The sequence below is a fragment of the Vreelandella nigrificans genome (genome assembly GCF_002374315.1).
Taxonomy (GTDB): Bacteria; Pseudomonadota; Gammaproteobacteria; order Pseudomonadales; family Halomonadaceae; genus Vreelandella; species Vreelandella nigrificans.
Window position 1 is genome coordinate 52696 of sequence record NZ_NWUX01000005.1, and the last position, 23547, is coordinate 76242.

Annotated in this window: 21 protein-coding genes; 9 read left to right on the plus strand and 12 right to left on the minus strand. The window is 55.2% G+C overall.

Annotated features, from left to right (window positions below):
* Positions 1–8: 8 nt before the first annotated feature.
* Genes CPA45_RS08170 through CPA45_RS08195 form a run of 6 tightly spaced genes read right to left on the minus strand, consistent with a single transcriptional unit; the run spans position 9 to position 4583 of the window.
* A complete protein-coding gene (locus tag CPA45_RS08170) occupies positions 9–725 on the minus strand; it encodes an urease accessory protein UreF (RefSeq protein WP_096651071.1) in 717 nt (238 codons plus the stop codon).
* A complete protein-coding gene (gene ureE / locus CPA45_RS08175; protein ID WP_096651072.1) occupies positions 715–1278 on the minus strand; it encodes an urease accessory protein UreE in 564 nt (187 codons plus the stop codon). Before ureE ends, CPA45_RS08170 begins: the two co-directional genes overlap by 11 nt.
* Positions 1279–1287: 9 nt before the next feature.
* The gene (gene ureC, locus CPA45_RS08180) at positions 1288–3003 is read right to left on the minus strand and encodes an urease subunit alpha (protein WP_096651073.1); all 1716 of its coding nucleotides are present in this window, start codon (positions 3001–3003) and stop codon (positions 1288–1290) included.
* Complete coding sequence (locus CPA45_RS08185; RefSeq protein ID WP_096651201.1) at positions 3000–3320, minus strand: urease subunit beta; 321 nt, start codon at positions 3318–3320, stop codon at positions 3000–3002. The genes ureC and CPA45_RS08185 overlap by 4 nt, the downstream gene beginning before the upstream one ends.
* A 38-nt stretch (positions 3321–3358) precedes the next feature.
* Positions 3359–3661 (minus strand): urease subunit gamma, encoded by a 303-nt coding sequence (locus CPA45_RS08190; protein WP_009723133.1) that lies wholly within the window; start codon positions 3659–3661, stop codon positions 3359–3361.
* A 37-nt stretch (positions 3662–3698) separates the two neighbouring features.
* Positions 3699–4583: an urease accessory protein UreD gene (locus tag CPA45_RS08195; RefSeq protein WP_096651074.1), complete on the minus strand. Its 885-nt coding sequence runs from the start codon at positions 4581–4583 to the stop codon at positions 3699–3701.
* A gap of 325 nt (positions 4584–4908) precedes the next feature.
* Between CPA45_RS08195 and CPA45_RS08200 the strand changes: the two genes are divergently transcribed.
* A complete protein-coding gene (locus CPA45_RS08200) occupies positions 4909–6276 on the plus strand; it encodes a PepSY-associated TM helix domain-containing protein (protein WP_096651075.1) in 1368 nt (455 codons plus the stop codon).
* A 19-nt stretch (positions 6277–6295) separates the two neighbouring features.
* On the opposite strand, the gene CPA45_RS08205 is transcribed toward CPA45_RS08200, so the two are convergent.
* The 4 genes from CPA45_RS08205 to CPA45_RS23070 form a co-directional block, all read right to left on the minus strand.
* Complete coding sequence (locus tag CPA45_RS08205) at positions 6296–6889, minus strand: SCO family protein (protein WP_096651076.1); 594 nt, start codon at positions 6887–6889, stop codon at positions 6296–6298.
* A gap of 2 nt (positions 6890–6891) precedes the next feature.
* Positions 6892–7440 carry a copper chaperone PCu(A)C gene (locus tag CPA45_RS08210; RefSeq protein ID WP_096651077.1) on the minus strand — a complete coding sequence of 183 codons (549 nt, stop codon included), beginning with the start codon at positions 7438–7440 and terminating at the stop codon, positions 6892–6894.
* A gap of 69 nt (positions 7441–7509) precedes the next feature.
* Entirely contained in the window at positions 7510–7902 is a 393-nt protein-coding gene (locus CPA45_RS08215; protein ID WP_096651078.1) for a hypothetical protein, read from the minus strand.
* A 210-nt stretch (positions 7903–8112) separates the two neighbouring features.
* The gene (locus CPA45_RS23070; protein WP_096651079.1) at positions 8113–8742 is read right to left on the minus strand and encodes a TetR/AcrR family transcriptional regulator; all 630 of its coding nucleotides are present in this window, start codon (positions 8740–8742) and stop codon (positions 8113–8115) included.
* 286 nt (positions 8743–9028) lie between these two features.
* On the opposite strand from CPA45_RS23070, the gene CPA45_RS08225 reads away from it, so the two are divergent.
* The 8 genes from CPA45_RS08225 (at position 9029) to CPA45_RS08260 (ending at position 19848) form a co-directional block, all read left to right on the plus strand.
* A complete protein-coding gene (locus CPA45_RS08225; protein WP_096651080.1) occupies positions 9029–10828 on the plus strand; it encodes an ABC transporter ATP-binding protein in 1800 nt (599 codons plus the stop codon).
* Positions 10822–12591 (plus strand): ABC transporter ATP-binding protein, encoded by a 1770-nt coding sequence (locus CPA45_RS08230; RefSeq protein WP_096651081.1) that lies wholly within the window; start codon positions 10822–10824, stop codon positions 12589–12591. The genes CPA45_RS08225 and CPA45_RS08230 overlap by 7 nt, the downstream gene beginning before the upstream one ends.
* Positions 12591–13562 carry an ABC transporter permease gene (locus tag CPA45_RS08235; protein ID WP_279628803.1) on the plus strand — a complete coding sequence of 324 codons (972 nt, stop codon included), beginning with the start codon at positions 12591–12593 and terminating at the stop codon, positions 13560–13562. The genes CPA45_RS08230 and CPA45_RS08235 overlap by 1 nt, the downstream gene beginning before the upstream one ends.
* Positions 13562–14509, plus strand: coding sequence for an iron chelate uptake ABC transporter family permease subunit (locus CPA45_RS08240; protein WP_096651082.1), 948 nt, complete (start codon positions 13562–13564; stop codon positions 14507–14509). Before CPA45_RS08235 ends, CPA45_RS08240 begins: the two co-directional genes overlap by 1 nt.
* Entirely contained in the window at positions 14506–15282 is a 777-nt protein-coding gene (locus CPA45_RS08245; protein ID WP_096651083.1) for an iron ABC transporter ATP-binding protein, read from the plus strand. Before CPA45_RS08240 ends, CPA45_RS08245 begins: the two co-directional genes overlap by 4 nt.
* Entirely contained in the window at positions 15279–16286 is a 1008-nt protein-coding gene (locus tag CPA45_RS08250) for a siderophore ABC transporter substrate-binding protein (protein ID WP_096651084.1), read from the plus strand. Before CPA45_RS08245 ends, CPA45_RS08250 begins: the two co-directional genes overlap by 4 nt.
* Positions 16287–16407: 121 nt before the next feature.
* Positions 16408–18696 (plus strand): TonB-dependent receptor, encoded by a 2289-nt coding sequence (locus CPA45_RS08255; RefSeq protein WP_279628804.1) that lies wholly within the window; start codon positions 16408–16410, stop codon positions 18694–18696.
* A gap of 375 nt (positions 18697–19071) precedes the next feature.
* Positions 19072–19848, plus strand: a complete 777-nt coding sequence (locus CPA45_RS08260) for an enoyl-CoA hydratase/isomerase family protein (protein WP_096651085.1) — start codon at positions 19072–19074, stop codon at positions 19846–19848.
* Between the two features lie 141 nt (positions 19849–19989).
* Here CPA45_RS08260 and CPA45_RS08265 read toward each other — a convergent pair whose 3' ends face one another.
* The gene (locus tag CPA45_RS08265; protein WP_096651086.1) at positions 19990–22032 is read right to left on the minus strand and encodes a TRAP transporter permease; all 2043 of its coding nucleotides are present in this window, start codon (positions 22030–22032) and stop codon (positions 19990–19992) included.
* 58 nt (positions 22033–22090) lie between these two features.
* Positions 22091–23272, minus strand: coding sequence for a TAXI family TRAP transporter solute-binding subunit (locus CPA45_RS08270; protein WP_096651087.1), 1182 nt, complete (start codon positions 23270–23272; stop codon positions 22091–22093).
* Between the last annotated feature and the right edge of the window lie 275 nt (positions 23273–23547).

Below are 23547 nucleotides of genomic sequence, written 5' to 3' on the forward strand. Positions count from 1 at the left end.
TTAACTGGTTAACTTCTAAACAGACGTGAGTATTGTGTCTCATGTAAAGCACTGGCGAGCGCCACGCCGGGCAACACAGGGCTAAGGTCGTCATCACCTAGCAACAGCGCTTGGTCAACGGCGATCACCAACTCCCCGCGCAGCTGTTCAATCACCCGCTGTGCGGCGGTATGGCCCAAAGGCAACGCTTTGCAGGCCACCGCTAGCTGATTTTCCAGCCATGCCCAGCCAAACCCCAACAGCGCCTGGCGCAGTGTCACACGGCGCATAAAAGCAGCGTAGCTAAACAGCGTTACGTAACCGGCATGAGCCGGTAGTAAGTTACCGCTTGGCCCGTCCGCGTTTGGTAATAAATCCAGGCTACCCAGCAGGCGCTTGAGTGAGGCACCTAAGCGACTATCTTCAGCGGCCAGCTCAGCGGTTTCGCGGGTGGCGGCCAGCCATTCATCCCACTGGGCTATCGCGTCGCGGTCGGTGTGCTCAAAAGCGTTGTAGAAACGGGCGATCAGCGGCAGTTCGCAGCGGGTCAGGCCATCTTCCAGTACGCCGGAAAGCCACTCAGCCAGGTTTTGTTCATCGCTTACCCAGCCCAATTCAAAGGCGCTTTCCAGCCCTTGGGAGAAAGCAAAGGCGCCGATGGGCAGCGCCGGGCTTACCAGTTGCATTAGCCCTAGCAGGGCTAAGTCATTGCTTTGGTTCGCTAGCCCGGCGCTTTCAGTGGGCATGGTGGTGCTCATGCTCGTGGGGGTGATCATGGCCATGATCGTGGGAATGGGAATGACCATGCCCGTGTGAATGTCCCTGTGAATGACCATGCGAATGCCCGTGCCCACCGCCTACTTGGTTATAAGCACCGGGTTCGGGGTCAAACATGGCGTTGTGGTGCTCTAGCTCTGCCCCTAGCAACTCCGCCAGCTCTTCTAGTACGTGGTCGGGTGGGAAGCGTACCCAACCGCCACGTTCATCTTCACCCAGCGCTAACTGCACATGGCGGTTGCCTAAGTGGTATGCCAGCCGCGCCAGGGGTAAGCCAGTGCTTACTCGTGCAGTCACCACCGGCTCAACCGCGGCACGTATACGCACTATTTCGCCGCCTTCGGCTTTTAGGCCTTCGCCATCGCGTAGCACCGGGCCACGGTCTAGAAATAGCCCCAAGGCTTGGCCGCTATCACTTTCCGCTTTTAAGCGCCCACGAATGCGTAGCTCAAAAGGCAGTGTCAGCGTATCACTGGCGGCGCTTTCCTCTATCGGCCCTAAGCGTTCTATTAGTTTCAGCATGAGGACTCCTTAAAATAAATGATAGCGCTGAGCTAGCGGTAGTTCAGTGGCAGGCTCGCAGGTAAGCAGCTCGCCATCGCAGCGTACTTCGTAGGTTTGCGGGTCGACCGTTAGCTCTGGGCAGGCGTCGTTCAGCTTCATATCCTGTTTGCGCACACCGCGTACATTTTTACAGGCGGCTAACGTGCTCTGCAGGCCCAGGCGCTCTTTAATGCCCGCATCAATTGCTGCCTGGCTAACAAAGTTGAGCCGGGTTTGGCTGGCAGCACGACCAAAGGCACCAAACATATGCCGGTAGTGTACCGGTTGAGGCGTAGGAATAGAGGCATTGGGGTCGCCCATGGGCGCCGCCGCAATCATGCCGCCTTTTAAAATCAGCGAGGGCTTTACGCCGAAAAATGCAGGCTTCCACAGCACCAAATCAGCTAGTTTACCGACTTCGATAGAGCCAACCTCATGGGCAATACCGTGGGTAATAGCAGGGTTGATGGTGTATTTGGCGATATAGCGCTTGGCGCGCAGGTTGTCGGCCCCGAGGGCTTCGTCTTCCGGCAGTAAGCCACGCTGCACTTTCATTTTATGGGCAGTTTGCCAGGTACGGCAGACCACTTCACCCACACGCCCCATGGCCTGGGAGTCCGACGCAATCATCGAGATCACGCCCAGGTCGTGGAGAATATCTTCAGCGGCGATGGTTTCACGGCGAATGCGCGAGTCGGCAAAGGCCACGTCTTCTGGAATATTAGGGTCCAGGTGGTGGCAGACCATCAGCATATCCAGGTGCTCATCGATGGTATTCACCGTATAAGGCCGCGTCGGATTGGTGGACGAGGGCAATACGTAGGATTTCGAACAAGCAGTCAGGATATCCGGTGCGTGGCCTCCGCCAGCACCTTCGGTGTGGTAAGTATGAATACCCCGTTCTTTAAACGCCGCTAGGGTGTCTTCCACAAAGCCTGATTCGTTAAGCGTATCGGTGTGGATCGCGATCTGTACATCGTATCTTTCCGCTACGCTTAGGCAGGTATCAATCGATGCAGGTGTGGTGCCCCAGTCTTCGTGGAGCTTGAGCCCCATGGCACCCGCTTCTAGCTGCGCTTCTAACGCTTCTGGCAGGCTGGCGTTGCCTTTACCCAGCAGGCCAATATTCATCGGCAGGTCGTCCACCGCTTGCAGCATTTTGCCAATGTGCCAGGCACCGGGAGTGCAGGTGGTGGCGTTAGAGCCAGTTGCCGGGCCAGTGCCGCCGCCAAGCATGGTAGTCACGCCGCTCATCAGTGCTTCTTCTACCTGTTGAGGGCAGATAAAGTGAATATGAGCGTCAATGCCTCCAGCGGTGAGAATCTTGCCTTCGCCTGAGATAATTTCAGTGCCAGGGCCAATGACGATCTCAACATCCGGCTGGGTGTCGGGGTTGCCTGCCTTGCCAATGGCAGCGATACGACCGTTCTGCAGCCCCACATCGGCTTTAACGATGCCCCACCAGTCTAAAATCAGCGCGTTGGTAATCACCGTGTCCATGACAGAGGCGTCATTAAGCTGACTTTGACCCATGCCATCGCGAATTACCTTACCGCCGCCGAACTTCACTTCATCACCGTAGTGGGTGGCATCTTTTTCGACTTCAATCCACAGCTCAGTGTCACCCAGGCGCACGCGGTCGCCCACCGTGGGGCCGTACATATCGGCGTAGGCTTGCCGACTTATCTTGTTAACCGGCTTCATTGTTTATCTCCGTCAAGCGCGCCCATAACATCACCACGGAAGCCATAGATTTCCCGCTTACCAACAAACGGAATTAGCGTGACCTCGCGGGTCTGGCCAGGCTCAAAGCGAATCGCGGTGCCTGCAGCCACATCCAAGCGAAAGCCACGGGTTTTCGTGCGATCAAACACCAGCGCAGGGTTGGCTTCAGCGAAGTGGTAGTGAGAGCCGATCTGAATGGGGCGGTCGCCGGTATTGGCCACTTCGACGCTAATCCGCTCGCGGCCCACACATAGCTCAATATCACCCTCTTTTAACTGGTACTGTCCTGGAATCATTGGGCCGGAAATCATGGCAGCCTCCTGGTTGCTGACGACTAGTTGATTGGCGTGTGAACGGTCACGAGCTTGGTGCCGTCCGGAAAGGTGGCTTCTACTTGCACCTCATCCACCATTTCCGCCACGCCATCCATGACGTCGTCACGGCTAAGGATTTCACGGCCGTAGCTCATTAAGTCGGCGACACTTCTGCCGTCACGGGCACCTTCGATAATTTCAAAGCTGATCAGCGCGACGGCCTCGGGGTAGTTAAGCTTTAGGCCACGTGCTTTGCGGCGCTCGGCAAGCTGGGCAGCAGAAAACAGCAGCAGCTTGTCTTTGTCTCGTGGGGTCAGTTCCATGGGGCAAGTCTCCATCAGTGCATCGCATTGATGCCAATTAGGTTAACCAAATTCGCGGTGTATGCGCCTCGCGCTCAATCCAGCGCGGGCGCAAACGTTGCCAGGCCTGTTCACACAGTGCCCAGGCTTCATTCCGGGAGTTGCCAAGGTAGCGCAATAGCAGTACACCTTGGCGCACAGTGACCGCCCAACGAGGATTGTCCGGCAGTACATCGCGTAGTTCATCAATGGCTGCGCTGGCGTCTTCTAAACCAACTGCCCACAGCGTGGCCTGTACCGTGGCACCGCCCTGCCCCCAGCGCCCGCTAAAGCGTGGATGCAGTGGGTCAAGAGGCTGACGCTCCAACCACAGCGGCTTGCCATCCAGCGTTAAACGAAAGTGCTGCTCAATACGACCTGATACATAAGGTAGCTCACTTGCTGGGCGGCCCAGCGCCATAATTTCCCAACCCAAGCAGCGAGCACTGCCGTGCAGCGCTATATGAGTTCGCTGGGTACCCTTGGAGCCATCAAAAGCGATCGTTTCTTGGGGTAGCCACTCAAGAATGCCGCCATCATCTACGTTAAGCTCGGTATGTTGGGCCCAGGCGACGCCCTGACTGTCGGCTTTATAGAGCTTGTTGGCCGCCGGTGTGGTGAGCAGCGCGTGGGCATCACGCTCTATCTGGGCGCGAATTGTCAAGGCATCCCCGCTGACGAGGCCTCCGGGTGGATGCAGCACGTACACATGGCAGGCTTCCGTGCTGCCTTCAGGGTAAAAAGGACGCTGCACCCGTAGTGGGCCCTGATGACGCGCCTGCACTAGCCGCGTGGTGCCTTCACGGTTAGCAAAACGCAGCGCCAGCGATGCCGCCCAATGGCGCTCTTCGTCGAAGCGATGACCTGAGCCAGCTGCGGGTGTCGCGAGTTCACACAGAATCATGGGCGCTGTCGCTTCCTTTTAATAAATATTTCAACTTCAAATGCAAGGAATGCGCCAAAATGGTGAAAACGGCGTTCGCCCCCTGCTACAGCGGCTTACTTAAAAGTTAACCATCTCCTCCAATACCTCATGAGCACCAAAATGAATCAAGAAAGCGCCTTTATCGCACCAATAAGGTGCGGAAGAAGATGACTTAAGCAACATGAATACACTGCTGTTAGCCTGCTAGCGACATATTGCCACCCCTCTATCGCTTTACGTTTTGCCAACCTCAGATACTCTTTAGTGCTTTATCGTATGCCGTCTAGCGGCCTGGAACTCTGTGATGACCACCACCTCCCCCCAAACAAAGCGAAAAGCGTCATTAGACCTATATCGTGCTGTGTGGCGCTGGCACTTTTATGCTGGCCTGCTGATACTGCCCTTTTTGATCATCCTTTCCATTACTGGGGCACTTTATCTATTCAATGATGAGCTGGATGCGCTGATCCACTCTGACCTTAAGCGCGTAGCAGTGCAGGAAGCCACTCAGCCACCTGCCACGTTGGTCAACGTTGCACTGGATGCCCACCCTGGCACCGCAGTGAAATACACCTCTCCACCCACCCCAGAAAGCTCTGCGGAGGTCACCGTGAACGCTCTCACTGGAGAGCGACTAGCCGTGTATGTGAACCCTTACACCGCTGAGGTACTGGGAGCGCTGGATGACCGTGGCACCATCATGTGGACGGTACGCTACTTACACAGCCTCAAGTACTTCGGGCCAACAGCGCGTAAGTTCATCGAAATTGCTGCGGGCTGGTCAATCCTACTGGTGGGCACTGGCATTTACCTTTGGTGGCCACGCGGTAAAGGGTCAAGCGGCCTGGTGAGTGTGCGGGGAAAACCCAAAAGCCGAGTCTTTTGGCGTGATTTACACGCTGTGCTGGGCATTTTTGTCGGCGGTTTTATTGTTTTCCTTGCTCTCACTGGGATGCCTTGGTCAGGCGTGTGGGGCGGCAAGGTGAATGAGTGGGCCAACGGTAATAATTTTGGCTATCCAGCAGGCGTTCGGGTTGAAGTACCAGTGTCTAATGCATATCTGAGCGACCAGGGGCTAACCAGCTGGTCGCTAGAGCAGGCTCGCGTGCCGGAGTCCACGCCACCCGCTACCCCATCGCCACGCATTGGTCTTAATAATGCAGTAGCAGCGTTCGAACAACTGGGCTTGCAGCAAGGTTATGCAGTGAACCTGCCCACCTCGGCGGCGGGAGTTTACACTGGCTCGATTTACCCTGATGACTTAAGCCAGCAGCGTGTCATTCACCTTGACCAGTATAGCGGCGAGCCGCTGCTGGATATGAGCTACGCCGACTACGGCCCGCTGGGGCGATGGCTGGAATTTGGCATTAATGTTCATCTAGGCCAACAGTTTGGCCTAGTGAACCAGCTGTTTCTGCTGGCAGTCTGTCTAGCCATCGTGCTTATGTGTGTTGCCGCCGGGGTAATGTGGTGGAAGCGGCGACCTTCAGGCAGCATGGGAGTCCCACCATTACCGGCCGATAAGCGTATTTTCCGCGGCCTTATAGCGACTCTAGCCATTGGCGGGGTGATATTCCCACTGGTCGGTGCCTCGTTGATCGCCATGCTGCTGATTGATTGGTTGGCCGTGCGACCTATTCAAGAGCGCCGCCTCACCAAGCAAACCATCTGAGCTTTTCAAACTGCCATCCTCATGAGGATGGCAGTAGCTGCTCCAGTGATGCCTGAGTCTCATCCAGGTCGAAGCCATAGGCCAAAGTGCCCACGACACTGCCTTCGCGATCCAATAGATAGGTGGCAGCTGTATGACTGATGGTGTAATCGCCTTGCTCCATAGGCACACGCTCGTATTGCACCCGATATGCGTCGGCAATCGCGTTAATTTGTGCCTCGTTGCCTGATAGGCCACGAATTCGCTCATCGAAGACCGAGATGTAGCGCGCCAGCTGTTCTGGGCCGTCACGCTCCCAGTCCAGGGAAACAAAGAGATAATTGAACTGGTCGGCCTGATTGCCCAACTGCTGAATCAAACGTGTGAGATTGAACAGCGTGGTTGGGCAAACATCTGGGCAGTAGGTAAAGCCAAAAAACAGCAGGGTTGGCTTCCCGACCAGATCATCTTGCGTAACGACCGAACCTTCAGTATCAACCAACTGAAATTGACCACCCATCTCAGCCAGCGGCGGGTTGGCGGCCTGTCGGCCAAACACCGCAAAAAACACCGCCAGCGTTAGCAACAGTACTAACGAGCCGATGGAAAGCAGGGCAACGTCACGGCGCTGCATATTTAGTGCGCCATGTGCCCGTGCTCTTCATGGTGCTCTTCATGATGGCCGGCGTGAGCGCCTTCGCCCTCAGGCGAAGCTCCAACTGGCACCACCTGGAGTTCGGCCTCAATACTCTCCGCGTATTGGAATTCAAGCGTTATGGGAATTGGCTGCCCCTCAACGATGGGTGAAGCAAGCTCCATAAACATTAGGTGCAGGCCACCTGGTGCCAATGTCACCGACTCACCTGCAGGAATTTCGATACCACCGGGCAACGGCGCCATGCGCATGACATCGCCGTCCATTTCCATGGTGTGCAACTCAACGCGGTCGGTGATGGATGTCGTCGCCCCTATCAGGGTGTCGTCAGCATTACCATGGTTGGTGAGGGTGATAAAACCACCGCCCGCGCCTGCGCCCGGCGGCGTAGCACGGATCCAGGGCTGCGTTACTTCAATGGCCGGGGCTTCGCCGTCCGACAGCTCATGGTGTGTACCATCATGGTGGGCATACAGCGCTGAACTCATCAATAAAAGGGTGGATAGCAGTGCACTACGCAGCATTAACATAATCAACTCCATTCAATAACGATCAGTAGCAACGTGCCGATATGGCAGCCATTGCGAAGTAAACAATCATCAGCTTGAAGTGATTACTAAAGGTGGAGCTCGTGGATAAAAAAGCGCAAACAAACGATGGGTTTGTGTTGCGGGTTCTGCGCTTTGAGGAGAGAGGCTCTCACCAGGCAGATAGACAGCCCCTTGGGGCATACCTGCCAATGCCGCTCCCAACGTGCAGGCTGACTGGCACAGCAGATTATTCAGCTCGCTGGCACTTGTTGCCTCCGAAGAGGTGTTTTGTAAACCATGGGGGTCACACAGAACAAACAGTGGTGACGTACTACCATCGCCGAGTACCGCCGCCTGGGCATAAGACCCCAGGAGGACATGCAGCATAAGGACGTATGAGACAAGAATGGCCACAATGCCACTCTTATTTCGGTCACTTAAAAAGCGCTGCATATTCGTCATTGTTAAGTAGCTACCCTTGCCTACGTTTTATTTTTAAAATGATGGCTGATCAGCAATATAGCCGAATGATCACTTAAATACAGGCTCTTAACGCATTACAACTTGATAAAACGCCTAACCAGCACACTACGGGAGCTGGCTTCTGTTTGAGTATTTTGTTTATCGTAAATATCGTGCAGTGATCATAGCCCAGAAATCATAGTCCAGAAATCATAGCTCAGACTTAGGCAAGCAGTTGTCTTTTAGCATGGCAAGCGCGCCTATGATGAGCGCATGCATGCCCTGAATTAACTCAGCCTCCATTTCAGCTTCTTCCTCCTCTCGGGCGGCATCCACAACAGGCTCTTGGCCTGCCACCGAATATACCGTGTCGGCCACAGCGATACAGTGGAATGCCACCGTCGCAAGTAGCCAACGTGCCTGCTCCTTTGAAATCCCATAGACAAGCGCGAGGTGGCTTTGATGCTCATCGATTTTAGCGATCATCGGCTGGGTTGCCGCTAGCCGACGTATCACGTACGGCGTTAACCCAGGGTGCGCTTTGACAAACTCACGTATCGACGTTGTGAACGTGAACAGATACTCCTTCAGCCCGCCCGGCTCGTCGCCGTAAGCGCGTGGAATTTTCCAACGGCTGAATATCTCCTCGGCGACTAGGCACTTAAGTGCCTCCAGGCTGGCGACATGCTTATAGAGCGCCATATGGCTGACGCCCAGAGCGGCGGCAACACCCACAAAAGTGATGTTAGGTAAGCCGATTTCGATACCCGCGTCAGCGATCCGCTCAAGCGTGATAGTAGGGGGTCGCCCACGTGCTTTAGGCCGTTGTGGCGCTTTCATATCTACTCCTTGAACAACCTTCCATAGCTACTCCTTGAACAACAGCATTCTCCCCATGAAGCCATTTGCTCTCTCCTATCGTCAATTAGATTAGTTTAGCAGCATGAAACAAATATTGAATTAGTTTATTGCCATGCAACTAATTTTCGATTAATTTACACAAATGCAACTAATTATCGTTCTGGTTCGCTCGGGAGCCCTATGACTGATCTGTCGTGTGCCTTTGAAGACAGCAATGCGATGAAAGCCAATCCAATACTTTTGAATTGCTGAGTGCTGCCTTTTCATGAGTACTAATACACCTTTGACCCAATCCAAGAACCCTATCCGTCAGGTACTAGGCCCTATACGGGGACGGCTAATCATCGCCGCGCTACTGGCTAGCCTTGGCACGATGCTGACACTGGTACCACTGGCAGGCATCGCCCATATCGCCAACATTCTGTTTGCTAACGCAGACACCACAAAGCTGACGATAGGACATATAGAGACCGAAATCTGGTGGACAGTCATTGCCAGTGTGGTGTGCGTCTTCGTCGGTATGGCGTTGATGCTCGCTGGCGAACTAACGGCACACTTGGCTGATAACCGTATGACTCATTATCTGCGTTTGGCAGTCATACAACGATTAGCTCAGGTGCCGCTAGGCTGGTTTACCAGCCGAGCATCAGGCGAAGTGAAGCAGGCGATGCAAGATGATATTGCCACCCTACACAGCCTGGCGGCGCACTTCTACACTGCGGTGGGGAGAGCTTCGGGGGCACTGCTGGTTTCGGTGATTTACCTTTTCGCGCTGGATTGGCGGATGGCAATTATCGCGCTACTGCCGTTACCTGGATTCTTGCTGTTCCTACGCCGAGCCATGCAATCCAGTGACGTAAACATGCATGAATTCGTTACTCGGCTGGAACGCATTAATAGCACAACCACTGAGTTTGTCAGCGGCATCCCGGTGGTCAAGGCATTCGGTGTTAACGGCCAAGCACATAGCAACTACCAAAAGGCAGTCGATGACTTTGCCCAAGCTTTTGACCGTTTTACCCGTCCTCTAGTGGCATTGATGGCCCATGCCCATGCGATGGTGACACCGGTAACGGTGCTGGGTCTGGCGCTGGCTGTTGGCACACTGTTCATAGCCATAGGCTGGATGACGCCAGTTGAAATACTGCCGTTTGTTCTAGTGGCGCCAGGCATCTGCGCTCCGTTACTACTATTGCATACATTACTACACGATTTGGGCAGTGCTGCTGGCGCAGCCCAGCGGGTACTAGCGCTGCTGGAAACACCCATACTGGAGCAACCCAACCATAACCAGCAGCAGCTTCCCTCAGGTCATGAGATCCGTTTCGAGAGTGTGAGCTACGCCTATAGTGACTCGCACAGGGCGCTATCGAACATCAACTTCACCCTTAAACCTGGGACGGTCACAGCCATCGTTGGGCCATCAGGTGCGGGAAAATCAACCTTGGCTAAGCTGCTACTGCGCTTTTTTGATCCTACACAAGGATGCATCACGCTGGGCGGAGTAGATCTACGCCACCTTGAGACGTCGGCACTCTATCGGCACATTGGCTTTGTACTACAGGAAGTTCGCCTGATCCACGCCAGTATCCGCGACAACATTGCATTGGGCCGCCCTTCGGCTAGCCAGCAAGAGATTGAAGATGCGGCACGCGCTGCGAACATTCACGAACGTATTCTAGCCCTGCCACACGGTTATAGCTCGGTGGTTGGTGAAGACGTACAGCTTTCTGGCGGTGAGCAACAACGTGTGAGTATTGCACGCGCCATATTGCTTGATCCCCCCGTACTCGTTCTCGATGAAGCCACAGCGGCTACAGATGCTGGCAACGAAGTAGCCATTCAGGAGGCTCTGTCACGTTTCACACAGGGCCGTACGCTGCTGGTCATCGCCCATCGTCTCGACACGGTAAAGCACGCCGACCAAATCCTGGTGCTCGATAACGGCACGATCATCGAACAAGGCTCCCATCAACACTTATTGGCTCAACGAGGTCTGTATACGCGGCTATGGACACTGGGCGACTACGCAACAATTACGGAGCCGAAGGTGCCGTCATGCTAAAGATGTTTATTCAACTACTAGGCAAAGATCTGGCCCTTTTCCGTCGCTACGTATATATGGCCCTCATCTATGGTGTTCTTTGTGGCCTGACAGTTACCGTACTTGTGCCGATTCTCACCCAATTGCTGAGCGGCAACTTGCCCGCAGCAGTGCCATGGCTCGTCGTACTACTAATTGGTATCGCCACCTGCTGGGGTTTACGCCGATACGTGGAACAAGCGGGGGTGCGTGTAGGCGTTGCCGTACTTCAGGGCGGGCGCCACCGGCTAGGTGAGCATGTGGCGCGTCTGCCCGTGGGCTGGTTTACACCATCGAATACCGCACGGCTTAGCCACGTTGCCACCCAGGGTATGATGGCTGTGGCTCAGCTTCCAGCACACGTGTTCACACCAGTTATTACCGGCGTAGTGGCACCGGTGATCATTATTATCGCCTTATTCGTGTTACATGGGCCGCTGGGGCTGACTGCGCTGGTGGCGTTGCCGCTACTGGCGGGTGTTTTCTTTCTCACGACAAAGCTTGCACGGCGTGCTGACAATGCCTTCCAACGGCACTTTGCTGATACCAGCCAGCGCGTGGTCGAATTTGCTCAAGCCCAGTCCGTATTACGCGCTTTTAGTGGTGAAAGTGGCAGTACACGTTTTCTTGAAAAAGCGGTCGCAAAACAGCACCGCTCGGGAGTGAGGCTGGCCTGCCTTTCAGCGCTGTCGGCGCTGCTCAATGCCTGGACGGTACAGGTTGTGTTCGCTGTGTTGCTGGTCGTAGCAATGCTCGGGATGAATATTCACCTGGGCGGCACGCTAACAGAAGAAAACATCATTGGTGCCACTATCGCGCTGCTGCTGGTAAGTCGGCTCATCGACCCACTGTTGGAAGTCGCTAATTATGGCGAAGTCTTACGCAGCGCACGTGGCCAACTTGATGAAATACATCACATATTATCAGCTACCCCCTTACCTGAACCCAGAGCACCACGCTCGCCCTGCAGTGCTGCGATTGAGCTGCGTGACGTGCATTTCCGCTACGCACCAAGGGAACCAGCGGTACTAAACAGCGTGAGCCTATATATCGCCCCCGGCAGCATGACAGCACTTATCGGCGAATCAGGCTCAGGAAAAACCACGCTAGCACGGCTGATCGCACGTTTTTTCGATGTAGAACGGGGCAGCATTTTAATTGGTGACGTGGATGTACGGCAGATGTCCAGCGTTCATCTAGCCAGTCAGATCAGTCAAATATTCCAGGATAACTATCTGTTTACTGGCAGTATTGCCGACAACATTCGGATCGGTAAACCTGATGCTAGCGACGCCGAGATGACAGAGGCAGCGCATCAGGCTGGCGTATCTGAAATTATCGAGCGCCTGCCTCAAGGCATTGACACCCAGGTTGGCGAAGGAGGCGCCCGCCTTTCCGGCGGCGAACGCCAGCGTATCGCTATCGCTCGGGCATTAATTAAAAATTCGCCCATCCTGCTGGTAGATGAAGCGACTGCCGCGCTAGATGCGGAGAATCAGGCAGCCATTGCCGAGGTGCTTGCACAGTTGCGTGGCCACCGCACGATCTTAGTGATCGCACATCAGCTTTCCACAGTGGCAATGGCAGATCAGATAGTCGTACTTGATGGTGGCCAAATCGTTGAGCAGGGCTCACCCGAGCAGTTGCGTGCCAGCCAGGGGCGCTACGCACAATTTCTTAGCCAGCGACAAGCCGCGAAGGGGTGGCGTATCACCCAGGATGACGCTGATGGAGCGTGCTCCTGATGCGCATGTATCTAAGACGTATGCCTCTGATACATATTTACCTGCCCGGTCTATTTGTGATCCTGTGCGGCATTTCACTGCTGGTTGGCGCTCAGCAGATAACTTGGTCACAGCTGTTCATGCTGTCAGACGACGCCTGGCTGACACTGACCGCCAGCCGCCTGCCACGCCTGATAACAGTAGTGTTGACGGGAGTGGGCCTAGCTATCTGTGGCGTAATCCTGCAACACATTGTGCGTAACAAATTCGTTGAGCCAGCGACCACTGGGGGGCTAGATGCAGCGAAGCTCGGTATTCTCGTCTCACTGACGCTGACACCTGGAATTAGCACAGGCGGAAGGATGCTTTTCGCGCTGACCTTCTGCTTCGCGGCGAATCTAATTTTTATCGCTATCATCCGCCGCATCAAGTTCAAGAACGCCGTTCTCATTCCGGTCATTGGCCTTATGTATGGTGGCGTTCTGAGCGCCATTGCTGAGTTCTACGCCTATCGTTACAACATCCTGCAAAGCATGCAGGGCTGGCTACTGGGAGATTTTTCCAAGGTTGTTCAGGGCAACTACGAAATCATCTACCTGATCCTGCCAGTTGTTGTGCTTACCTATGTCTATGCCCACCGTTTTACGGTGCTTGGGATGGGCGAAGAGATCGCCACTAGCCTAGGGGTGAGCTACTTAGCAACGGCGGCAATCGGCCTAATTCTTGTGGCTTTCACCGTGTCGGTCACGGTCATCACCGTTGGGACAATCCCTTTCGTCGGGCTAGTCATCCCCAATCTGGTCGCGCTGTACTACGGCGACAACTTAAACCGGACCCTACCCGCTGTTGCGCTGGCAGGCGCCTCTCTACTGCTAGTCTGCGACATTTTTGGTCGCCTTCTTATCTATCCCTTTGAGGTGCCCATTGGCTTGACCGCAGCCAGTGTGGGCGGCCTGCTATTTCTGGTGCTCATCGTCGGGAGAAAAAAGTGATGCCTAACGTTACTCGGCACGCTATCTGGATAGTGATCATCATCTTAGCGATAGCCTTTGTATTTATTCGCTCTGGCTTCGATTTTGACTATGTCATCCCTAAACGACTCACACGATTGGCCGCCATAATGATCGGTGGAGTGTGCATAGCCTGGTCGGCAATTTCATTCCAGACCATCACCGGAAATCGGATACTGACACCAGCGATCATGGGGTACGAGGCCGTCTATCTGCTGTTCCAGGCCCTTTTGATTCTGGTGATGGGGGCGCGAAGCCTGACGGTTCTCGGCACGCACGGTAACTTCTTCCTCTCTATCCTGCTGATGCTCACCTATTCATGGGCTATTCATCGTTGGCTTTTCCGAGAAGGTAGAGACAACGTGTATTTCCTGCTCCTTGTGGGGCTGGTGCTAACGATGGTAATCGGTACTTTCACTCAGTTTGTTCAGCTAAAAATCAGCCCCGGCGAGTTTTCCATTCTCATGGGCTATAGCCAAGCATCTTTCGGCAAGGCCGGGCCTAGCCAACTACTCTACTCAGCTCTCCTCGTTGCCATGATCTGCCTAATGGGTATTAAGACCCTGTCGACACTCGATGTCCTCTCGCTGGGCCGGGAGCAGGCTATTTCCCTGGGAATCGATTACCGACGGTACGTGCAGCTCCATCTCGCATTGATTGCAGCGCTTGTGGCGGTTTCAACCAGCCTGCTCGGCCCTACGGCGTTTATGGGGATATTCGTTGCCAATACCACCTATGCACTGGCCCGAACGTTTAAACATCGAGTCACGCTCCCCACGGGTAGTGCCATTGCCATCGGCATTTTCATCCTCGCCCAGCTCTTGGTCGAACATATCTTCAACTACAAAACTACCGTCGGCATCCTCGTTAACCTGGTTTGCGGCGCTTACTTCCTCACGCTGATGGTGCGCACGCGAGGCACTGCATGATCACCGTAAAAAACCTGCATAAAACCTATGGCAGCAGCAGTGTTGTTTCCAATGTAAATGTCCGCTTTCCGGCACAGCAGCTGACATCGCTTATTGGCCCCAATGGGGCAGGCAAAACGACGCTGCTAATGATGATCGCGCGTCTGCTAACGCCGACCCAGGGTGAGATTTTCCTTGAAAACCGTAGCGTCTCAGATATCCGCACCAGCGAGTATGCCAAGCATGTAGCCACCTTGCGTCAGGCGCCTGAGTTTAATCTGCGCTTGACGGTCGAGGAGCTTGTTGCTTTTGGGCGCTTCCCCTACAGCCGTGGCGCACTAACAAGTAAAGACCGCTGGGTGATTGATGAAGCTATCGCGTTTCTATCGTTGGCATCACTACGTAAAGCCTACCTTGATGAGCTGAGCGGTGGTCAGCGCCAGATGGCTTACCTAGCCATGACCATCGCTCAGCAGACGAATTGCTTGCTGTTGGATGAGCCGCTGAACAATCTCGATATAAAGCATGCCGTCCAGATTATGCGTGCGCTTCGCCGCCTCTGCGACGAGTACGGGCGCACCGTCATTCTGGTCGTTCATGACATCAACTTTGCCGCTAACTACTCGGATCACATCGTCGCCATGAAAGGGGGAGAGGTTCATTGCGTTGGTGCCGTTACGGAGGTCGTGACTGAACCACAGTTACGTGAACTCTACGGGCTGAATTTCGAGGTCACCCATAACGAGCACGGATGCTTATGCAACTACTTCACACCATCAGAGGCATTGGAATGAGACGAAACCTTAAAAACAGCTATTGGGTATTGGGCCTGATCATTGCCACTATGGCTACGATACAAGGGTGCGACCAAAGAGCAGCAAAACCTGTTTCGGCAGCGGTACAGTCGACTTCAGACAGCTCCCCGAAGCCGGAGGACTTCACGCCCGTTACGGTTCAACACGCGCTAGGCACGACCGTGGTTGAGCATCTGCCGCAACGTGTAGCGGCACTCGACATGAATGAAGTCGATTTTCTCGACCAGTTGAATATCCCCATCGTTGGCATGCCGAAAGATTTTGTTCCCCACTTTCTCAGCGAATACCAAGATGCCCCTGGTATTCAGGACCTGGGGGCCATTGTGCACCCCAACTTGGAACGAGTTCATGCGGCTCGCCCTGATCTGATCCTGATCACCTCGCTACAGGCGAACCACTACAACGAGCTGACCGAGATAGCTCCGACTATCCATTTCGATGTGGATTACCGCAATAGTCAGGCCAACCACATAGAGGTCATCAAAGACCACCTCATGATGCTGGGGAGGATTTTCAATAAAGAAGGTATTGCACGTCAACAAGTCGCTGAGCTAACTAATAAAGTTGAGGAGACCAGGCGCGTTACCCAAGGCCGCCCTGAAAGAGCACTTGTCCTGCTGCACAACAACGGTGCTTTCAGTTCCTTTGGCGTGCAGTCCCGCTACGGCTTCATTTTCACTGAATTCGGCGTGCAGCCTGCTAGTCCAGGGGTCGACACCGGCCTGCACGGCCAACCAATTTCCAGCGAATTCATCCAACAGGCCAATCCCGACATCATCTATGTAGTGGACCGAACGGCCGTGATGGAGAACCACTTCGCAATGGACGCCGAGCGCATGGCTAACCCACTGATACGCCAAACCAACGCTTGGAAGAACGGCCGAGTGATCTTTGTCGATGCAGAGGCCTGGTATATCACTGCTGCCAGCGTTAGCTCTCTGGCGATTATCGCCGACGAGATTATCGAAGGTTACCAAGACTGATTGATCGTCGGGTCTAGCCAAGCACTAAAGCGCATTTACTCACCGTCCGGTTAAGCATTTTACTGCTCGCTTGCGAGGCACGGTGAAAGCTCCCCCCTGTCTCACACAAAAGGAACCCAGCATGACCAGACACTCCTACAACCTGCTCACTGCACGTCCTATACCACAGATGTCGCGCCTATATTCCGCCTTTGAAATCAGCCACCAAACGGTAGCGAAGAGAACGCTACAGTTAGCCTTGAGCGCAAGCACAGTAGTGGCGTTGGCTACACCGGCGCTGGCACAAATGGAGGCTGAGTCAGTAGCAACGCCGCATGGCTCGAATGCATCGGCAACCCCGGTTACTCAGACAGCTGGAGGTGTTATCACACTGGCACCTGTCACGGTGCAGGGAGAAGCTGCCTCAGCGGCCAACGCTTACGCTGGTGGTCAGGTAACTTACGGCAGCCGCGTAGGGTTCTTGGGCGACAAGGACTTCATGGAAACGCCATTCAGCGTGATCAGCTATACAGACAGTTTCATAGAGAACCAACAAGCCAGAAGTATTACCGATGTGATTGCTGCCACCGACCCCTCCGTATTCAGCAACGGTGTTACCGGCGCATGGAGCGAAAACTATTCCATACGCGGATTTAGCTCCAGCACCAGCGACGTCACCCTAGGAGGCCTTCACGGTATGGCACCGTATTACCGCACCTCGCCGGAGATGTTTGAGCGTATCGAGGTACTCAAAGGCCCCTCAGCACTGCTCAACGGCATGCCCCCAGGCGGCTCTGTGGGCGGCGCTATCAACTTAGTACCCAAGCGCGCAGGCGACGAACCCCTGACGCGCTTAACAACAACCTATATGTCCGACGCACAATTCGGCGGACACATCGATGTGGGACGTCGATTAGGCGAAGAACAGCAGCTTGGCATTCGTTTTAACGGCGTCTACCGGGATGGGGAGGGAGCTATTAACCAGCAAGAGTCGGAAGTTCAAATGGGTTCCCTGGGGCTGGATTGGCGTAGCGAACGCTTGCGGCTTTCCGCAGATCTATACAGTGCCGACGACCGTGTAGACGGCCCAACACGCGGTATTAACTTAGCCCCCGGCTTAGCCGTGCCTCATCCGCCTAAGCCAAACACCCTGATTAACCCCGACTGGGCATTTGCCGAAACACGGGATAAAGGCGCGATCATTCGCGGTGAGTTTGATTTTACCGACGAAATCATGGCCTATGCTGCTCTCGGCACCAGCGAGACGAACTACTCATACAATGGCGCGATGTCAGCCCAAGTTCTCGACACAGCGGGTAATTACCGAACCAGCATTGGGCAACTGGCTTTCGATGTGGACAAAACATCCTCAGAAGTAGGATTGCAAAGCAGCTTTCAGACCGGTGGTATAGGCCATCAATTGACCATAAATGCCACCCATTACGAACAGCAACAAAATGACTATGGCCGCAGAACGGTGCCAGGCGCGGATTGGACCACCAATTTATATAATCCCACTTGGGGACCGGCAGCCGAGTTCATCACGCCGCACATCTCCAAAACGGAGTTACGTCTGAATAGCTACGGCTTGGCGGATACTCTCTCCTTTGCCGAGGACCGGGTACATCTGACGATCGGTGTCCGCCGCCAGGAAGTGGTTAGCGATACTTATAGTGTCACGACCGGAGCACGTACATCCCGCTATGATGAGAGTGCTATCACACCAGCCACTGCACTGCTAATCAACGCCACGGACAATGTTTCCTTATACGCCAACTACATTGAGGGGCTAAGCCAGGGGGCCACGGCGCCGATAACTGCGGCTAACGCAGGAGAAGTGTTTGAGCCCTACAAGACCAGACAAAAAGAGATCGGAGTCAAACTTGATCTTGGCGAATTTGCTCATACATTCAGCTTGTATGAGATCACACGCCCCAGCAGCTATACCGACCCCGTTACCAACATTTTCTCCTTCGGCGGTGAGCAGCGCAACCGGGGCGCGGAATGGAGCTTTTTTGGCTCCCCCTTACCCAGCATGCGCTTGATGGGCGGGATCGCTTATGTTGATCCTAAACTCACCCAAACCGCAGGCGGCATCAATCAAGGCAATCAGGCTACCGGCATACCCGACCTACAAGCCAAGCTCGGCACAGAATGGGATGTACCCGCGTCACAAGGCTTGACACTGATGGCCAACGCCACCGCCATGTCCGAGCAATATATCAATGCCGACAACTCACTCTCTGTGCCAGGGCACACGATTTATGATGTTGGCGCACGCTATACCACCAATATTTCCAGCCATCCGCTAACGTTGCGGGCAAATATCAATAATGTAACGAACAAGGCGTATTGGGGAATGCCACTACTGTCCAGCTTAGCCCTGGGCGCGCCGCGCACCTTCATGCTTTCGGCTACATTGGACTTCTAAACATCACGACGATGACGTTTGGTTTTTATAGTCACTTAGGCAATTTGCCAAACGCCCAATGTAAACCCTAGGGTTTAAACCATGCGCCCGCCTTTATGATGAATAAAAAATGAGGCGGGCGCATAAACCGGCTGTGGATAACTTAAACCGTCAGGTATTGCTTCTACTGAGCGCGACCACTCTCAGCTCTCAGATTCATTGTCTTGCCCGCCATTATTCCGCATTGCGGTATTTTATTTCGACATATTGACAGCTATATAAGTCGTCTTCATTATTTCACCAAGCGCGAGCGGTAATGAAAGGCTCGAAAGTATCTCTGGACGGCAGTGCCAGCCATCACTGGCGCTAGACCCAACTATCAAAATGGAGCATATAATGTCCCCACCCAGCACCAGTAGCGGGCTTGTGGAACATCGTATCGAGCTTGGTATTGTCGAGCTCGGCCTGGCACGCCCCGAAGTGAGAAACGCCCTGAACGAGGTCACTGCCATCGCCCTGTGCGAGCGCCTGCAAGCGCTCGCACAGGATCCCACAGTGCGTTGCGTGATTCTGTATGGCCTAGGGCAGGCATTCTGTGCCGGGGCTGACCTCGGTGAATTCGACACCGGCAACCAGCGTCTGGCCAGTGAACGCCTAGCCACCCTCTTCGAGCCGGCGCTAAACGCTATGGTGGCAATGGATAAACCGGTGATTGCTGCCGTCAGTGGCGCAGCGGCTGGTATCGGCGTCTCCTATGTGCTGGCCAGCGATCTGGTGGTGATGGGCAAGTCTGCCTACCTAAAGCTAGCGTTCATCAATATTGGATTGATCCCCGATGGCGGTGCCTGCTGGCACCTAGCACACCGTCTGGGCCACGCCCGGGCCTTCGAGCTGACAGCCATGGCCACGCCCATCGACGCCGCACAATGCCTGTCGCTAGGGCTCGCCAACCGGGTCGTCAATGACGGTGAAGAACTGGCTGAGGCCCGGCAGCTTGCCCAGGAGCTGGCATCCCGCTCACCCACGGCACTTGCTGCTACCAAGCACGCCCTGCGTGAAGCAAGCCAACTCACCCTACAGGAGACTATGCGTCTGGAGGGCCAGTTGCAGGATCACTGCAAGAGTGCCCCCGACTTCCAAGAACGGGTCCAGGCCTTTCGTCAGCGCCGCTAATGGTATTTTCGTTTATTGCTCGCCTACTATCCCAGCATAAAAGACCCGGGCCGCTTGGGCGGCTCGGGTCACGTCAATAGTTACCCTTCAATAGTTACCATTCAATAGTTACCAGGGTGGAGGGGAAAGAAAGTAGAGACGTCAGAGCGTGAAGTGTAAGGCCTCTCCCGTCGCCTTGCGTTGCCCCAGGACGATTAAGGCGCCGAGAGCCACTAGCGTCAGGGCCGAGGCAGCCAGAGTGCCATGCCCAACCCCCAGCATACCGCCCCCTGGGGCCGCCAATAGCAGGCCGCCGCCCAGTACCAAGACACGCGCAACCCAACCGAGCGCGCCGTAGCCCAGTTGACCGATACCGATCAGGTAGCCCTGCAGCGCCGCCGATAGCAGCCAAACCCCAAGCAGGGCGGTCACTAGTACAGTGAAGATCTCGACCACTGAGCCCTGCATCAGCAGCGCCGGGTTGAAGACGAAGAAGAAGGGAATGAAATAGATGATAGTGCCCAGCCGCATAGCCTCGAAACCAGCGCGCATGGCCGAGACCTTGGCCACACTAGCGGCGACGAAGGCGGCCAGCGCCACCGGAGGTGTGATGAAGCTCAACATACCCCAGTACATGATGAACATATGCGACGCCAGAGGATCGAGCCCGGCCCGGATCAGCGCCGGCGCCAAGATAATCGCCAGGAAGATATAAGCGGCGGTTACTGTCATGCCGATTCCCAGCACGAAACTGGTCAGGGCTCCCATCACCAACAGAATCAGAACACTGTCGCCAGCCAGGTAGACCAGGTCATTGGTCAGGGTGCCAGCCATGCCAGTGACCTGGAGAGCACCAATGATCAGGCCAATTGCCGCCAGGATGCCACCAAGTTCGGCGAGAATGCCGCCAATACTCTGCAGATACTGCCCCAACTCCTTGAACGACCAACGGTGCCGGGTGAACTGGTTGATCACCAACAGCAGCGCCGTGGCATAGAAAGGTGCCGTCGCCTCACGCTGCATGAAGATCAACATCCAGACCAGCAGGGCGAAGACGAAGAGAAAGTACCAGCCCTCCTTGAACACATCGCCCAGGCGCGGCAACTCTTTCTCCGGCAAACCATGCAGCTGATGGCGTGCCGCATAGGCATCGATCTGCATAAACAGGCCGAAAAAGTAGAGCAGCGACGGGATGCTCGCCGCGATCGCCACCGTGGCATAGTTGACTCCCAAAAAACTGGCCATCACGAAGGCCGTAGCCCCCATGATCGGAGGCATCAACACACCACCGGTGGAGGCACAGGCCTCGACACCGGCGGCATACCCTCGCGAGAAGCCGATGCGGCGCATCGCTGGAATCGACAAAGGGCCGGTGGTCAGCACATTGGTGACCGGGCCGCCGCTCATGGAGCCCATCAGACCGCTGGAGAAGATGGCGACCTTGGCAGGCCCACCGCGGGTTTTGCCCAGCAATGCAAAGGCCAGATTGATAAAGAAGCTGCCCGCGCCAGTATGCTGAAGGGACACCCCGAAGAGCAGGAAGCCGAAGAGCAACAGAGCCGCCACCCGCATGGGAATACCGAACAGGCTCTCTTCGCTCATGACATGGAAGGTAGCGGCTTCCCCCAGTCCCATGCTAACGCCAGAGATAACATCCGGCATTCGATCGGCATAGAGGGGATAGAGGGAGCAGACCAGCACGATGACGAAGATCGGCCATCCTCCGGTACGGCGCCCCGCTTCGAGCACGACCGACCAGGTCGCCAAGGAGAGCCAGATGCCTAGATCGGGAGCAGCATACTCCCAAGCCTCGAAGATGATGCGTTCCGTATTCCAGGCATAGTAACTGAACATCGCCGCGATCACGGCGATGATCACCATGTCATACCAAGCCACCCGATCAATGGCAGAGCGCCGAGTGGCCGGGAAGTAGATGAACACCATCGACAGGATCAGGCCAGCGTAGATATAGAGGTAACGCGCATCTTGCATCACCTCGCCAATCAGGAATCCGAGATTGAAGATCTGGTTGATGGCCAGCACGATCAGAGTGCTGACCATCATCATTATCGCGATGCGCCAGGGGCGTGCGAGGCGGCGGTAACGCACAGCATATTTTGCCTCGAGGTCGTCACCCTCCTGAGCGGAGATTATTGGAGATTCGGGGCGTGGAGAGTCCTGCTGAGAGTCCTGCTGATAGGCCATAATGGATAACCTAGTGGTAATGAATGAGGCGGGCCCCAGTGCAGGCAGGCCCAGTCGACTACCAGCGTTCAGGGATCGTGATCAGCCCATTCGCCTCGACCACTCCATCACGGGTCTCCCTCCATGCGGCCCTGAAGGCGTAGCCATCGCGAGGGGCATCCTCAATGAACTCTTGCCACGCGGCTTGCAAGATCTCTTGACGCTTGAGGTTCTGCTGCTGGTTATCCTCAGCCGCCTCAGTCCAAATACCAATCTCCTGGAAGTAACGTACCGTCCCGTCATGGAAGGGAACGAAGGTGGTCTCCAGGCCCTGACGGTCCAGGGCCCACCCCTCGGCGCCGGGAGCGCTGTCCTTGTAATCGTCATAGTGCTCCATCATGGCCTTGGTCATGCTGTAGACCAGGGTCTCTTCCTGATCCGCCATGGTGATAAGCATCGGATACGGTGAAGTGAAGACCTCAATGCCTGCTTCGGGATCGATAGTCGGTCCCTGCACCGCCACATGTGGCACGTACCAGGGCAAGCCGGAGCGTACCCGTTGCACGGCCTCCTCATCGTCATGCGGGAAGGCGGCGAACTTCAAGCCCCTGGGGCTCGACTCAACACGCAGGAAGGAAGCCGAGTTGCAGGAACCGCCCGCAGCATCGGCGCGGCCCTCGATGATCGCCTCGATCGACCCCGGATAGCCGCTAACCTCGACCCGTTCAACATCGTCCCAGGTCATATTGGCATAGGAGAGCAGCGCTGCGGAGGCGTTGTTCAACGAGGGCGCCCCCTGGACATAGGTCAGACGTTTGCCACGTAGATCTTCAGCGTTCTCGATGCCAGCATCAGCGGCCGTAGCAAAGGTGAAGGAGCAGCCATCGGAGATGTTCCATAGCGCAACGCGCACAGGCTGTGGCCCCCAGTCACGTACACTGAAGTCATACATCCCCTCCTGCGCATAGGCCGCCTCAGAACCCGAGGCGGCAAAGTCGACTCGCCCGCTCCTCAAGGGGTGGAGACGAGAAACATCGTTGCGACCCGGCAGGACACGCAGATTCACACCATAGTGGTTCTGCAGCACACTGCCGATTCCCACCGCCTGGCTGTAGCCCGACGTGCCTGTGGGATAGGCCGACCAGGCCAGGGTACTGGGCAATTCGATCTCAGCCGCGCCAGCGGTCATGCTTGCCAACGTACTGCCCAAGAACAAAGCCCCCATCGCACCAACGAACATCACCTTATTGAGTTCTCGCATCACCCACACCTCATTATATCTTTTTGTTAAAGGCCCACTGATTCGTACCGGTAATCTAGCGCTCTTTCCAGCGCCCCTGATCTTCAGAATCTATATAAAATCAATTTTGCATTGCGGAACCTTATTTTGATATACATAGGCAACGGTAGGAGGAGTTCTCTCCAACGTCAAGCTCAACTGCTCGTCGTATGACCTATGCTCCAGCTGATGCCCCAGCAGATATTACTTGTTCAGCCACGGCGACAGCCCCGAGAGGCTGGCAAATGGGCGGATCT

Coding starts and splice junctions, on each gene's coding strand:
- CPA45_RS23070 (WP_096651079.1), bottom strand. CDS start 8,742: ATGAAAGCGCCACAACGGCCTAAAGCACGTGGGCGACCCCCTACTATC.
- CPA45_RS08170 (WP_096651071.1), bottom strand. CDS start 725: ATGCCCACTGAAAGCGCCGGGCTAGCGAACCAAAGCAATGACTTAGCC.
- CPA45_RS08235 (WP_279628803.1), top strand. CDS start 12,591: ATGCGCATGTATCTAAGACGTATGCCTCTGATACATATTTACCTGCCC.
- CPA45_RS08265 (WP_096651086.1), bottom strand. CDS start 22,032: ATGGCCTATCAGCAGGACTCTCAGCAGGACTCTCCACGCCCCGAATCT.
- CPA45_RS08210 (WP_096651077.1), bottom strand. CDS start 7,440: ATGTTAATGCTGCGTAGTGCACTGCTATCCACCCTTTTATTGATGAGT.
- CPA45_RS08190 (WP_009723133.1), bottom strand. CDS start 3,661: ATGGAACTGACCCCACGAGACAAAGACAAGCTGCTGCTGTTTTCTGCT.
- CPA45_RS08245 (WP_096651083.1), top strand. CDS start 14,506: ATGATCACCGTAAAAAACCTGCATAAAACCTATGGCAGCAGCAGTGTT.
- CPA45_RS08255 (WP_279628804.1), top strand. CDS start 16,408: ATGACCAGACACTCCTACAACCTGCTCACTGCACGTCCTATACCACAG.
- CPA45_RS08230 (WP_096651081.1), top strand. CDS start 10,822: ATGCTAAAGATGTTTATTCAACTACTAGGCAAAGATCTGGCCCTTTTC.
- CPA45_RS08225 (WP_096651080.1), top strand. CDS start 9,029: ATGAGTACTAATACACCTTTGACCCAATCCAAGAACCCTATCCGTCAG.
- ureE (WP_096651072.1), bottom strand. CDS start 1,278: ATGCTGAAACTAATAGAACGCTTAGGGCCGATAGAGGAAAGCGCCGCC.
- CPA45_RS08200 (WP_096651075.1), top strand. CDS start 4,909: ATGACCACCACCTCCCCCCAAACAAAGCGAAAAGCGTCATTAGACCTA.
- ureC (WP_096651073.1), bottom strand. CDS start 3,003: ATGAAGCCGGTTAACAAGATAAGTCGGCAAGCCTACGCCGATATGTAC.
- CPA45_RS08260 (WP_096651085.1), top strand. CDS start 19,072: ATGTCCCCACCCAGCACCAGTAGCGGGCTTGTGGAACATCGTATCGAG.
- CPA45_RS08270 (WP_096651087.1), bottom strand. CDS start 23,272: ATGCGAGAACTCAATAAGGTGATGTTCGTTGGTGCGATGGGGGCTTTG.
- CPA45_RS08250 (WP_096651084.1), top strand. CDS start 15,279: ATGAGACGAAACCTTAAAAACAGCTATTGGGTATTGGGCCTGATCATT.
- CPA45_RS08240 (WP_096651082.1), top strand. CDS start 13,562: ATGCCTAACGTTACTCGGCACGCTATCTGGATAGTGATCATCATCTTA.
- CPA45_RS08185 (WP_096651201.1), bottom strand. CDS start 3,320: ATGATTCCAGGACAGTACCAGTTAAAAGAGGGTGATATTGAGCTATGT.
- CPA45_RS08195 (WP_096651074.1), bottom strand. CDS start 4,583: ATGATTCTGTGTGAACTCGCGACACCCGCAGCTGGCTCAGGTCATCGC.
- CPA45_RS08215 (WP_096651078.1), bottom strand. CDS start 7,902: ATGACGAATATGCAGCGCTTTTTAAGTGACCGAAATAAGAGTGGCATT.
- CPA45_RS08205 (WP_096651076.1), bottom strand. CDS start 6,889: ATGCAGCGCCGTGACGTTGCCCTGCTTTCCATCGGCTCGTTAGTACTG.